Source organism: Streptomyces sp. NPDC051180 (genome assembly GCF_040689545.1).
Taxonomy (GTDB): Bacteria; Actinomycetota; Actinomycetes; order Streptomycetales; family Streptomycetaceae; genus Streptomyces.
The window spans coordinates 1-12086 of sequence record NZ_JBFBBC010000027.1 but is presented as its reverse complement, the minus strand read 5'-3'; the positions used below and the strand labels follow the sequence as shown (position 1 = coordinate 12086).

General features: G+C 70.0%; 11 protein-coding genes. 9 read left to right on the top strand and 2 right to left on the bottom strand.

Annotated features, from left to right (window positions below; all coding sequences use genetic code 11):
• Positions 1 to 101: 101 nt before the first annotated feature.
• The 6 genes from eccD (at position 102) to AB0424_RS29865 (ending at position 7182) form a co-directional block, all read left to right on the top strand.
• The gene (eccD, locus tag AB0424_RS29890) at positions 102 to 1577 is read left to right on the top strand and encodes a type VII secretion integral membrane protein EccD (RefSeq protein WP_366309857.1); all 1476 of its coding nucleotides are present in this window, start codon (positions 102 to 104) and stop codon (positions 1575 to 1577) included.
• A 202-nt stretch (positions 1578 to 1779) separates the two neighbouring features.
• Positions 1780 to 2070, top strand: a complete 291-nt coding sequence (gene rpsO, locus AB0424_RS29885; RefSeq protein ID WP_331917982.1) for a 30S ribosomal protein S15 — start codon at positions 1780 to 1782, stop codon at positions 2068 to 2070.
• Between the two features lie 283 nt (positions 2071 to 2353).
• On the top strand, positions 2354 to 4570 hold the full coding sequence (locus AB0424_RS29880; protein ID WP_366309855.1) for a polyribonucleotide nucleotidyltransferase: 2217 nt from the start codon (positions 2354 to 2356) through the stop codon (positions 4568 to 4570).
• On the top strand, positions 4567 to 5946 hold the full coding sequence (locus AB0424_RS29875; protein WP_366309853.1) for a pitrilysin family protein: 1380 nt from the start codon (positions 4567 to 4569) through the stop codon (positions 5944 to 5946). The genes AB0424_RS29880 and AB0424_RS29875 overlap by 4 nt, the downstream gene beginning before the upstream one ends.
• A 25-nt stretch (positions 5947 to 5971) precedes the next feature.
• Complete coding sequence (dapB, locus tag AB0424_RS29870) at positions 5972 to 6724, top strand: 4-hydroxy-tetrahydrodipicolinate reductase (RefSeq protein WP_366309851.1); 753 nt, start codon at positions 5972 to 5974, stop codon at positions 6722 to 6724.
• A 5-nt stretch (positions 6725 to 6729) separates the two neighbouring features.
• A complete protein-coding gene (locus AB0424_RS29865) occupies positions 6730 to 7182 on the top strand; it encodes a hypothetical protein (protein ID WP_366309849.1) in 453 nt (150 codons plus the stop codon).
• On the opposite strand, the gene AB0424_RS29860 is transcribed toward AB0424_RS29865, so the two are convergent.
• Both AB0424_RS29860 and AB0424_RS29855 read right to left on the bottom strand, forming a co-directional pair.
• Entirely contained in the window at positions 7172 to 7732 is a 561-nt protein-coding gene (locus AB0424_RS29860; protein WP_366309847.1) for a hypothetical protein, read from the bottom strand. The two genes, AB0424_RS29865 and AB0424_RS29860, sit on opposite strands and share 11 nt — an antisense overlap.
• 54 nt (positions 7733 to 7786) lie before the next feature.
• Complete coding sequence (locus AB0424_RS29855; RefSeq protein WP_366309845.1) at positions 7787 to 8026, bottom strand: hypothetical protein; 240 nt, start codon at positions 8024 to 8026, stop codon at positions 7787 to 7789.
• Between the two features lie 168 nt (positions 8027 to 8194).
• Here AB0424_RS29855 and thyX point away from each other — a divergent pair, with 168 nt between their 5' ends.
• The 3 genes from thyX to AB0424_RS29840 all read left to right on the top strand — a co-directional run bounded on the left by thyX (position 8195) and on the right by AB0424_RS29840 (position 11797).
• Complete coding sequence (gene thyX / locus AB0424_RS29850) at positions 8195 to 8935, top strand: FAD-dependent thymidylate synthase (RefSeq protein WP_366309843.1); 741 nt, start codon at positions 8195 to 8197, stop codon at positions 8933 to 8935.
• A gap of 178 nt (positions 8936 to 9113) precedes the next feature.
• The gene (dapA, locus tag AB0424_RS29845; protein ID WP_366309841.1) at positions 9114 to 10013 is read left to right on the top strand and encodes a 4-hydroxy-tetrahydrodipicolinate synthase; all 900 of its coding nucleotides are present in this window, start codon (positions 9114 to 9116) and stop codon (positions 10011 to 10013) included.
• A 98-nt stretch (positions 10014 to 10111) separates the two neighbouring features.
• Positions 10112 to 11797: a ribonuclease J gene (locus AB0424_RS29840; protein WP_366309839.1), complete on the top strand. Its 1686-nt coding sequence runs from the start codon at positions 10112 to 10114 to the stop codon at positions 11795 to 11797.
• The last annotated feature ends 289 nt before the right edge of the window (positions 11798 to 12086 follow it).

Genomic DNA, 12086 nt, shown 5'->3' with positions numbered 1-12086 from the left:
TTCCCCCATGGGACGGCGATCCTACTTGCAGCCCCCACCGGCCGTCCCCGGTAGGGTGGCGCGCGCATCGTGCGCAACCGCGAATCAGGGGGTCCAGACACGTGAGTACGACCGCAGCGACCGGCTTCTGCCGCGTCACCGTCGTGGCGCCGGACAGCCGCATCGACGTCGCGCTCCCCGAGGACATCGCCGTCGCCGACGTCTACCCGGAGATCCTGCGTCTCACCGGACAGACCCAGGCCGCCGGCACCCCCACCGGCTACCACCTGGTCCGCCGCGACGGTTCGGTCCTCGACGGCGCCCGCACGCTCGCCGCCCAGCAGGTCCTCGACGGCGAGGTGCTCTCCCTGCGCCCCTTCGCGCAGTCGCTGCCGCCGGCCGTCTACGACGACGTGTCCGACGCCGTCGCCTCCGCCGTCACCCGCGACCGCCACCTGTGGAGCGACGAGCTGCTGCGCGGCGCCGGCCTCCTCGGCGGCGTCCTCCTGCTCGTCCTCATGGGCTTCGTCCTCTGGTTCGCCGACCCCGTCCGCCACGACATGCACAGCCTGCCGGGGATCATCGCGGGCGCCGCCGGCCTCCTCCTCACGGCCTTCGCCGGCGTCCGCGCCCGCGTCTACGGAGACCGGGCCACCGCCGTCGCCCTCGGCCTCGGCGCCCTGCCGCTGCTGCTCATCGCCGGCTCCGGCATCATCGGCCCCGACGCCGGCGAGGGCCCGGGCCGCCTCCAGTTCCTCCTCGGCTGCGTCACCGTCCTCGTCGCCGCCGTGGCCCTCGTCGCGCTCACCCCCAGCGGGGACGCGCCCTTCGTCGCCGCCACCTTCCTCGCCGGCGTCGGCACCCTCGCCACCTTCCTGGCGATCCTCACCGAGACCACCGCCACCGAGACGGCCGCCGTCTGCGCCCCCGTCGCCATCGGCCTCGTCGCCTTCCTGCCCGGCCTCTCCGCCCGCTTCGCCCGGCTCCCCATCGGCTACGCCGCCCCCCGCAGCGCCGCCGACGACGAGTTCCTCGGCGACCCGCAGCAGCCCGGCGAGGAGGCGCAGCCCGTCGACGGCGAGCGCATCGCGCTCCAGGCCCGCCGCGGCCACGAGATGCTCCTCGGCCTGGTCGGCGGCTGCGCGGCCGTCGTCGTCGGCTCCGCCGCCGTCCTCGGCTTCGCCGGAAACGTCTGGGGCCAGCTCCTCGCCCTCGCGGCCGGCCTCGCGATGCTGCTGCGCGCCCGCCTCTTCCGCTACACCTCGCAGGTCGCCTGCGTCCTGGTCGCCGGCATCTCCGCCATCGCGCTCCTCGTCCTCGGCCTCTCCCTCAACCCGCCGGCCGACCTCGTCAAGGAACTCCTCCTGTACGGAGACCGGGGCGGCCTGGACATCCGCACGATCTGGCTCACCGCCGCCGTCGCCGCCGGGGCCGCGCTGATCACCGCCATCGGCCTGATCATCCCGAGGAAGGGCCTCTCGCCCTTCTGGGGCCGCCTCCTCGACCTGACCGAGGGCTTCGTCCTGCTCTCCCTGGTCCCGCTCTGCCTCGCCGTCCTCGACGTCTTCACCTCGGTCCGCGCCCTGACCAGCAAGTAGCCGGGCGGCTCCGGGGGCGCTCCGGCGAGCTGGTACGCTGTGTGACGGCCGTTTGTGTACGCGCTCCCGGAATGCCCCCGAGATCACTCGGAAGCCTCTGGAAGCTGCGCCCATCGGACCTTCGCCTCCGAGTCATGGAAGCTCCCCTGAGATACAGACCAGGGGCACTCGTGGGCGCACGAACACCACCGAGGAGTACCGAGTGTCTCTCGACGCCGCTACGAAGAAGCAGATTTTCGCCGAGTTCGGCCAGAAGGAGGGCGACACCGGCTCCCCCGAGGTCCAGGTCGCGATGCTGTCCCGCCGCATCTCGGACCTGACCGAGCACCTCAAGCAGCACAAGCACGACCACCACTCCCGTCGTGGTCTGCTGATCCTGGTCGGCCAGCGCCGCCGCCTGCTGCAGTACCTGGCCAAGAAGGACATCCAGCGCTTCCGTACGCTGGTCGACCGCCTCGGCATCCGCCGCGGTGCGGCCGGCGGCGCCAAGTAACGTCGCCGTGAAGGGAGCGGTTCCCCCTTTCAGGGGGCCGCTCCCTTTGCTGTACGTGCACAAAGTGCGCATCGGCACTTAGTCTGGTCGCACAACCCCATACGACGAGCGAGAAGCCGCCGGCCAGCCGCCGGTCCTCGGTAGTGGCCCCCGGAACGCAAAGCCGGGAGCTTCGATCGAAGACCGGCCCGCACCCGAGGCGAGCTTCTCCGCCACCGTCGCACACCGTCCCCGGCCACACGGGCCGAAGGACGCAAAGACGAACACGTAGGAGAAACCGCTAGTGGAGAACGAGACCCACTACGCCGAGGCCGTCATCGACAACGGCACCTTCGGCACCCGCACCATCCGCTTCGAGACCGGCCGTCTGGCCAAGCAGGCCGCCGGCTCCGCCGTCGCCTACCTGGACGACGACACGATGGTCCTCTCGGCGACCACCGCCTCGAAGCGCCCCAAGGACCAGCTCGACTTCTTCCCCCTCACGGTGGACGTCGAGGAGCGGCAGTACGCGGCCGGCAAGATCCCCGGCTCCTTCTTCCGCCGGGAGGGACGCCCCTCCGAGGACGCGATCCTCACCTGCCGTCTGATCGACCGCCCGCTGCGCCCCTCCTTCAAGAAGGGCCTGCGCAACGAGATCCAGATCGTCGAGACGATCATGGCGCTCAACCCCGACCACCTGTACGACGTGGTCGCGATCAACGCCGCCTCCGCGTCGACGATCCTGGCGGGCCTGCCCTTCTCCGGCCCCATCGGCGCCACCCGCGTCGCCCTGATCAAGGGCCAGTGGGTCGCCTTCCCGACGCACACCGAGCTCGAGGACGCCGTCTTCGACATGGTGGTCGCCGGTCGCGTCCTGGAGGACGGCGACGTCGCGATCATGATGGTCGAGGCCGAGGCCACCGAGCGGACGATCGAGCTCGTCAAGGGCGGCGCCGAGGCGCCGACCGAGGAGGTCGTCGCCGCCGGTCTCGAGGCCGCGAAGCCCTTCATCAAGGTCCTCTGCAAGGCCCAGTCGGACCTCGCCGCCAAGGCCGCCAAGCCCACCGGCGAGTTCCCGGTCTTCCTGGACTACCAGGACGACGTCCTGGAGGCGCTCACCGCCGCCGTCAAGGGTGAGCTCACCAAGGCGCTCACCATCGCCGGCAAGCAGGAGCGCGAGGCCGAGCTCGACCGCATCAAGGAGCTCGCCGCCGAGAAGCTCCTCCCGGCCTTCGAGGGCCGCGAGAAGGAGATCGGCGGTGCGTACCGCGCGCTGACCAAGAAGCTGGTCCGCGAGCGCGTCATCAAGGACAAGGTCCGCATCGACGGCCGTGGCCTCACGGACATCCGTACGCTCGCGGCCGAGGTCGAGGCCATCCCGCGCGTGCACGGCTCGGCGCTGTTCGAGCGTGGCGAGACCCAGATCCTGGGCGTCACCACCCTCAACATGCTCCGCATGGAGCAGCAGCTGGACACCCTCTCCCCGGTGACCCGCAAGCGCTACATGCACAACTACAACTTCCCGCCGTACTCCGTCGGTGAGACCGGCCGCGTGGGCTCGCCCAAGCGCCGCGAGATCGGCCACGGCGCCCTCGCCGAGCGCGCCATCGTGCCGGTCCTCCCGACCCGCGAGGAGTTCCCCTACGCGATCCGTCAGGTGTCCGAGGCCCTCGGCTCCAACGGCTCGACGTCGATGGGCTCGGTCTGCGCCTCCACCATGTCGCTGCTGAACGCCGGTGTGCCGCTCAAGGCCGCCGTCGCCGGTATCGCCATGGGTCTGATCTCCGAGGAGATCGACGGCCAGACGCACTACGTCGCCCTCACCGACATCCTCGGTGCGGAGGACGCCTTCGGCGACATGGACTTCAAGGTCGCCGGTACCAAGCAGTTCGTGACCGCGCTCCAGCTCGACACCAAGCTCGACGGCATCCCCGCCTCGGTCCTGGCCGCCGCGCTGAAGCAGGCCCGCGACGCGCGTCTGCACATCCTCGACGTGATGAACGAGGCGATCGACGTTCCGGACGAGATGTCCCCGAACGCGCCGCGCATCATCACCGTCAAGATCCCGGTGGACAAGATCGGTGAGGTCATCGGCCCCAAGGGCAAGATGATCAACCAGATCCAGGAGGACACCGGCGCCGAGATCACGATCGAGGACGACGGCACCATCTACATCGGTGCCCAGCAGGGCTCGCAGGCCGAGGCCGCCCGCGCCACGATCAACGGCATCGCCAACCCGACCATGCCGGAGGTCGGCGAGCGCTACCTGGGTACGGTCGTCAAGACCACCACCTTCGGTGCCTTCGTCTCCCTGCTCCCGGGCAAGGACGGCCTGCTGCACATCTCGCAGATCCGCAAGCTCGCCGGTGGCAAGCGCGTGGAGAACGTCGAGGACGTGCTGGCGATCGGCTCCAAGGTCCAGGTCGAGATCGCCGAGATCGACCAGCGCGGCAAGCTCTCCCTGATCCCCGTGATCGCGGACGAGGACGCCGAGGGTGACAAGGACGACGCTGCCAAGTGACGTCCCGTAGTTCCCGCGCGACGGCCCGCCCCTCCTCGGAGGGGCGGGCCGTCGCCCGTACCCAAACGCTTCTCCCGGGCAAGGACGGCATCGGCACGGTCCGTCGCACGACCCTCCCCGGCGGCCTCCGGATCGTCACCGAGACCCTCCCTTCCGTACGCTCCGCCACCTTCGGCATCTGGGCGCACGTCGGGTCCCGCGACGAGACCCCGACGCTCAACGGCGCGACCCACTACCTGGAGCACCTCCTCTTCAAGGGCACCCGCAAGCGGTCCGCCCTCGACATCTCCGCCGCGATCGACGCGGTCGGCGGCGAGATGAACGCCTTCACGGCGAAGGAGTACACCTGCTACTACGCGCGGGTCCTCGACACCGACCTGCCGCTGGCGATCGACGTCGTCTGCGACATGCTCACCGACTCCCTCGTCCTCGAGGCGGACGTCGACGCGGAGCGCGGCGTCATCCTCGAAGAGATCGCGATGACCGAGGACGATCCCGGCGACGTCGTGCACGAGCTGTTCGCGCAGACGATGTTCGGCGACACCCCGCTGGGCCGCCCGGTCCTCGGCACCGTCGACACCATCAACGCGCTCACCCGCGGCCAGATCGCCCGCTTCTACAAGAAGCACTACGACCCGACCCACCTGGTCGTCGCCGCCGCCGGCAACGTCGACCACGCCACGGTGGTACGCCAGGTCCGCCGCGCCTTCGAGAAGGCCGGCGCCCTCGGCCGCACCGACGCCGTCCCCGTCGCCCCCCGCGACGGCCGGCGCACCCTGCGCGCCGCGGGCCGCGTCGAGCTGCTGAACCGCAAGACCGAGCAGGCCCACGTGGTCCTCGGCATGCCGGGCCTGGCGCGCACCGACGAGCGCCGCTGGGCCCTCGGCGTGCTGAACACCGCCCTCGGCGGCGGCATGTCCTCCCGTCTCTTCCAGGAGGTCCGCGAGAAGCGCGGCCTGGCCTACAGCGTGTACTCGTACACCTCGGGCTTCGCCGACTGCGGCCTCTTCGGCGTCTACGCGGGCTGCCGGCCCGGCCAGGTCCACGACGTCCTCAAGATCTGCCGGGACGAGCTGGACAAGGTCGCCTCCGACGGCCTCACGGACGAGGAGATCGCCCGCGCCGTCGGCCAGCTCTCCGGATCCACCGTCCTCGGCCTGGAGGACACCGGCGCGCTGATGAACCGCATCGGCAAGAGCGAGCTGTGCTGGGGCACCCAGATGTCGGTCGACGACATGCTCACCCGGATCGCCGCGGTCACCCCGGACGAGGTCCGCGAGGTCGCCCGCGATGTACTGGAGCAGCGGCCCTCGCTCTCGGTGATCGGCCCGCTGAAGGACAAGCAGGCGGACCGCCTCCACCGAGCGGTCTCCTGAACCCCTAGTCCCCTAAGGAAGTGCAATGAGCAAGCTGCGCGTCGCGGTCCTCGGAGCCAAGGGCCGTATCGGCTCGGAGGCCGTGAGGGCCGTCGAGGCCGCCGAGGACATGGAACTCGTCGCGGCCCTCGGCCGGGGTGACGACCTGGAGGCCCTCACCGAGGCGGGCGCCCAGGTGGCCGTCGAGCTGACGACCCCGGACTCGGTCATGGACAACCTCGACTTCTGCGTGCGCCACGGCATCCACGCGGTCGTCGGCACCACCGGCTGGACCGAGGAGCGCCTCGCGCGCCTCGACGGCTGGCTCGCCGCCTCCCCGGGGACCGGCGTCCTCATCGCGCCGAACTTCTCCATCGGCGCGGTCCTCACCATGAAGTTCGCGCAGATCGCGGCGCCGTACTTCGAGTCGGTCGAGGTCGTCGAGCTGCACCACCCGCACAAGGCGGACGCCCCCTCGGGCACCGCGACCCGTACGGCCCAGCTGATCGCCGCGGCCCGTGCCCAGGCCGGCCTCGGCGCCCAGCCGGACAACACCAGCCACGGGCTGGAGGGCGCGCGCGGCGCCGACGTCGACGGCGTCCGCGTCCACTCGGTGCGCCTGTCGGGCCTCCTGGCCCACCAGGAGGTGCTGCTCGGCGGCGAGGGCGAGACCCTCACCGTCCGCCACGACTCGCTGCACCACTCCAGCTTCATGCCGGGCATCCTGCTGGGCGCCCGCCGCGTGACCACCGCTCCCGGCCGCACCTTCGGCCTGGAACACTTCCTGGACCTGGGCTGACGGCGATGGGCGGAAAGATCACGTACGTCTTCCTCGCCACCGTCCTCGTCCTCGTCTTCGGGGTGGTGGCGATGGAGGGCGTCCTGCTCCTCCTGACGGGCGAGCCGGCTGCCATGGGCATGGGCGCCGTGGCGTTCCTGCTGCCCGCGGTGGGCGGCTGGTTCCTCTGGAAGAACACCGGCTTCGCGCGCCGGGCCAACCGCCTGGCCGCGGAGCTGGAGGCCGAGGGCGGCCTGCCCGTCGACGAGCTGAAGCGCACCGAGGGCGGCCGCATCGACCGGGACTCGGCCGACGAGGTCTTCGCCCGGCGCAAGGCCGAGACGGAGGACTCACCCGACGACTGGCGCTGCTGGTTCCGGCTCGCGGTCGCCTACCACGACGCCCGCGACACCCCCCGGGCCCGCAAGGCGATGCAGCGGGCCATCAGGCTCCACGAGGGGCGTCCGGTCAGCGCGTAGCGGCCGGGACGACGCCGTACTCGGCGTTCCACGCCTCGACCGTGTCGGCCGCCCGGTCGAATGCCTCGACACGGGAGAGGAAGTCGGCGTTGTGGTCGGTGAGCAGCTGGAGCTGCTCACCGCCCTGCCGGTCGAGCACCAGCGCCTGGCCCTGGACCGTGCGGGGGAGACCCAGCCAGCGCACGGGCTGCTGCGCGGTCCGGACGGAGGTCACCTTCGCCCACGGCACGGTGACGGTCGAGAAGAAGCCCACGCGCCGCACCCCGGCGCGGCTCACCCATGCCCCCATGCGCAGCATCCGCAGCGCGGCGAGGATCACGAGCAGGGCGATGGTCAGGGTGGCGAGCGCGCCGTCGACGGCTCCGGCCGCGGCGATGATCACCGCGGCGAGGAGCACGAAGGACGCGAGCAGCAGCGCGAGAGCCGCGGCCCCCACCCGCCAGGAACCCGGCCGGTAGGGCCGACGCCACTGGTCGTGGTCGTCGAACGGCAGGGCGACGTGGTCGGTCGTGTCAAAAGCACGGTCGGCCGTCAGAAAGGGCAGGGGCACGACAGGTCCTCACTCACAGGCACGCTCGAAGGGGCGGTGCCCGGTGAGGCTACCTCAGCGGTTGTCGGAGGCTTCGGACTGCTGCTGACGAGTGGCGGACTCCCCGGACTGGAGGGAGGGCATGCCGAGGACCAGAGAGCCCACGAGCCCGGCCACCACGGTGAGTCCGATCAGCGTACGGCCCACGATCTGCGAGGCGCCGAGGCGCTCCCTCGGTGGTGGCGTGACGTTACTGCGGAAATGGTCCGCCTCCGCGACGAACGCGAACGGTACGGGCTCTTTCCGGCTGAACATCAGCACCACTCTCCTCGGTAGTCGTCTTCCCCCGCTGGGGAGACCCTCATGGGGAGAGACGACGGAACCGGGGGTTTGGTGCCCCTTTTTCACCACAGCGGCCGAATCTCATCCTCCGGTAGGACGTCGTTAGAGTGGGCGACTGCATCCCGACTGGAAGGACCTCTGGTGAGCGACAGCCCCACCGAGAACGTGAAGATCGACTTCCGGAGCGACGTCACCGTCGAACTGGTCAAGAGCGCGGCGTCCGACTCGGACGTCCTCTGGGCGGCCCGGGTCTCCACGGCGGGCGAGCAGTCCCTCGAAGAGCTCCAGAAGGACCCCGAGCGCTCCAAGGGCCTCATCAACTACCTGATGCGGGACCGCCACGGCAGCCCCTTCGAGCACAACTCGATGACCTTCTTCATCAGCGCCCCGATCTTCGTGTTCCGCGAGTTCATGCGCCACCGCGTCGGCTGGTCGTACAACGAGGAGTCGGGCCGCTACAGGCAGCTGGAGCCGGTCTTCTACGTCCCGGACACCTCCCGCAAGCTGGTCCAGGAGGGCCGCCCGGGCAAGTACGTCTTCGTCGAGGGCACCCCGGAGCAGCACGAGCTGGTGGGCCGCACGATGGAGGACTCGTACCGCCAGGCGTACGCCACCTACCAGGAGATGCTGGCCGCCGGCGTCGCCCGCGAGGTCGCCCGCGCCGTCCTCCCGGTCGGCCTCTTCTCCTCGATGTACGCCACCTGCAACGCCCGCTCGCTCATGCACTTCCTGGGCCTGCGCACCCAGCACGAGCTGGCCACGACCCCGTCCTTCCCGCAGCGGGAGATCGAGATGGTCGGCGAGAAGATGGAGGAGCACTGGGCCCGGCTGATGCCGCTGACCCACGCCGCCTTCAACAAGAACGGCCGTGTGGCCCCGTAGGGCACACATGTCCGAGTACCTCGTGCGAAGTGTCCGTATTGCGGCGTTTCACGAAGTTCATCTAGGCTGATCAAACGGACCCGGCGCTGCCTGAACCCCCGAGCAGGCAGCGCCGGGCTCCCTTTCTCCTGTCCCCCTAGGGGACACCCGGCGCTGAGCAGCGAGTAGCGTGTTACCCATGGCTCCGATCTCCACTCCGCAGACCCCCTTCGGGCGGGTCCTCACCGCCATGGTCACGCCCTTCACGGCGGACGGCGCACTCGACCTCGACGGTGCCCAGCTACTGGCCACCCACCTGGTGGACGCAGGCAACGACGGCCTGGTGGTCAACGGCACCACCGGCGAGTCCCCCACCACCAGCGACGCGGAGAAATCGCAGCTCGTACGGGCCGTACTGGAGGCGGTGGGCGATCGCGCCCACATCGTCGCCGGCATCGGCACCAACGACACCCACCACTCCCTCGAGCTCGCCCGCGCCGCCGAGCGTGACGGCGCCCACGGCCTCCTCGCCGTCACGCCGTACTACAACAAGCCCCCGCAGGAGGGCCTGTACCGGCACTTCTCGGCCATCGCCGACAGCACCGGCCTGCCGGTCATGCTGTACGACATCCCCGGCCGCAGCGGCGTCCCGATCGACACCGAGACGCTCGTCCGTCTCGCCGAGCACCCGCGCATCGTCGCCAACAAGGACGCCAAGGGCGACCTCGGCCGCGCCAGCTGGGCCATCGCCCGCTCCGGCCTCGCCTGGTACTCCGGCGACGACATGCTGAACCTGCCGCTGCTCTCCGTCGGCGCCTGCGGATTCGTCTCCGTCGTGGGCCACCTCGTCACCCCCGAGCTCCGCGCCCTCCTCGACGCCCACCTGGGCGGAGAGGTCCAGAAGGCCACCGAGATCCACCAGAAGCTGCTGCCGGTCTACACCGGCATGTTCCGCACCCAGGGCGTCATGACCACCAAGGCCGCCCTCGCCCTCCAGGGCCTCCCCGCCGGCCCGCTGCGCCTGCCGCTCGTCGAGCTCTCCCCCCAGGAGACGGACCAGCTCAAGGTCGACCTGGCTGCCGGCGGGGTAGAACTCTGACATCGGACTTCACAACTGAACACTGACAACAGCAAGTGCACGATTGTCATGCGCGCCACGTGCCAGCGGCACGTGGCGCGCATGGTGAGGAGAGTCTTTTGAGTCATCCGCATCCCGAACTCGGCGCCCCGCCGAAGCTCCCGAAGGGCGCACTGCGCGTCATCCCGCTCGGCGGGCTCGGCGAGATCGGCCGCAACATGACGGTCTTCGAATTCGACGGCCGCCTGCTCATCGTCGACTGCGGCGTCCTCTTCCCCGAAGAGGAGCAGCCGGGCATCGACCTGATCCTTCCCGACTTCACCATCATCCGGGACCGTCTCGACGACATCGAAGGCATCGTGCTCACGCATGGCCACGAGGACCACATCGGTGCCGTCCCCTACCTCCTCCGGCTCAAGCCGGACATCCCGCTGATCGGCTCCAAGCTGACCCTCGCCCTGATCGAGGCCAAGCTCCAGGAGCACCGCATCCGCCCCTACACCCTCGAGGTGAAGGAAGGCGACCGCGAGGCCCTCGGTCCCTTCGACTGCGAGTTCATCGCGGTCAACCACTCCATCCCGGACGCCCTGGCCGTCGCCATCCGCACCCCCGCGGGCATGGCCGTCGCCACCGGCGACTTCAAGATGGACCAGCTCCCGATGGACGGCCGGCTCACCGACCTCCACGCGTTCGCGCGGCTCAGCGAGGAGGGCATCGACCTCCTGCTGTCCGACTCGACGAACGCCGAGGTCCCCGGCTTCGTCCCGCCGGAGAAGGACATCTCCAACGTCCTGCGGAACGTCTTCGCCAACGCCCAGAAGCGCATCATCGTGGCCAGCTTCGCCAGCCACGTGCACCGCATCCAGCAGATCCTCGACGCCGCCCACGAGTACGGGCGCCGTGTCGCCTTCGTCGGCCGCTCGATGGTCCGCAACATGGGCATCGCCCGCGACCTGGGCTACCTCCGGGTCCCGGCCGGCCTCGTCGTGGACGTGAAGACCCTCGACGACCTGCCGGACGACGAGGTCGTGCTGGTCTGCACCGGTTCCCAGGGCGAGCCCATGGCGGCCCTGTCCCGCATGGCCAACCGCGACCACCAGATCCGGATCGTCCCCGGCGACACCGTGATCCTGGCGTCGTCCCTGATCCCGGGCAACGAGAACGCGGTCTACCGCGTGATCAACGGCCTGACCCGCTGGGGCGCGAACGTCGTCCACAAGGGCAACGCCAAGGTCCACGTCTCGGGCCACGCCTCGGCCGGCGAGCTGCTGTACTTCTACAACATCTGCCGTCCGAAGAACCTCATGCCGGTCCACGGCGAGTGGCGCCACCTGCGGGCCAACGCCGAGCTGGGCGCCATGACGGGTATCCCCAAGGACCACATCGTCATCGCCGAGGACGGCGTCGTCGTCGACCTGATCGACGGCCGCGCCCGCATCACCGGCAAGGTCCAGGCGGGGTACGTGTACGTCGACGGCCTCTCGGTCGGCGACGTCACCGAGACCCACCTCAAGGACCGCCGCATCCTCGGCGACGAGGGCATCATCTCGGTCTTCGTGGTCGTGGACTCCTCGACCGGCAAGATCGTCAGCGGGCCGAACATCCACGCCCGCGGCTCCGGCATCGAGGACTCGGCGTTCGACGCCGTCATCCCCAAGGTCGACCAGGCTCTGAACAAGTCGGCCCAGGACGGCGTCGTCGAACCCCACCAGCTCCAGCAGCTGATCCGCCGCACCGTCGGCAAGTGGGTCTCCGACACCTACCGTCGCCGGCCCATGATCCTCCCGGTCGTCGTGGAGGTCTGACCAGCGCCGCACCGGAGCGGGGCCCCTCGATTTGCATCGGGGCGCCCCGCTCCAGTACGTTTACGGCTCCGCCAGATCGGGAATCACCCGGCGCCGTCGTGCGCCTGAACGGTTCTCCGGGAGGCGGGAAATCCGACTCAGATCTTCTGATAAAGTCGGAGCCGCTGAAAGGCCCGAAGAGCGAAAAGCGAATTGGACCGGAAAGCACCGAGGAAATCGGATCGGAAAGATCTGATAGAGTCGGAAACGAAGGAAGCGCCCGGAGGGCCTGGAAACAGGAACGAAGGAA

Excerpts from the sequence above, each read along its gene's own strand:
- dapA (WP_366309841.1), top strand. The coding sequence starts at position 9,114 with ATGGCTCCGATCTCCACTCCGCAGACCCCCTTCGGGCGGGTCCTCACC.
- AB0424_RS29865 (WP_366309849.1), top strand. The coding sequence starts at position 6,730 with ATGGGCGGAAAGATCACGTACGTCTTCCTCGCCACCGTCCTCGTCCTC.
- dapB (WP_366309851.1), top strand. The coding sequence starts at position 5,972 with ATGAGCAAGCTGCGCGTCGCGGTCCTCGGAGCCAAGGGCCGTATCGGC.
- AB0424_RS29855 (WP_366309845.1), bottom strand. The coding sequence starts at position 8,026 with ATGTTCAGCCGGAAAGAGCCCGTACCGTTCGCGTTCGTCGCGGAGGCG.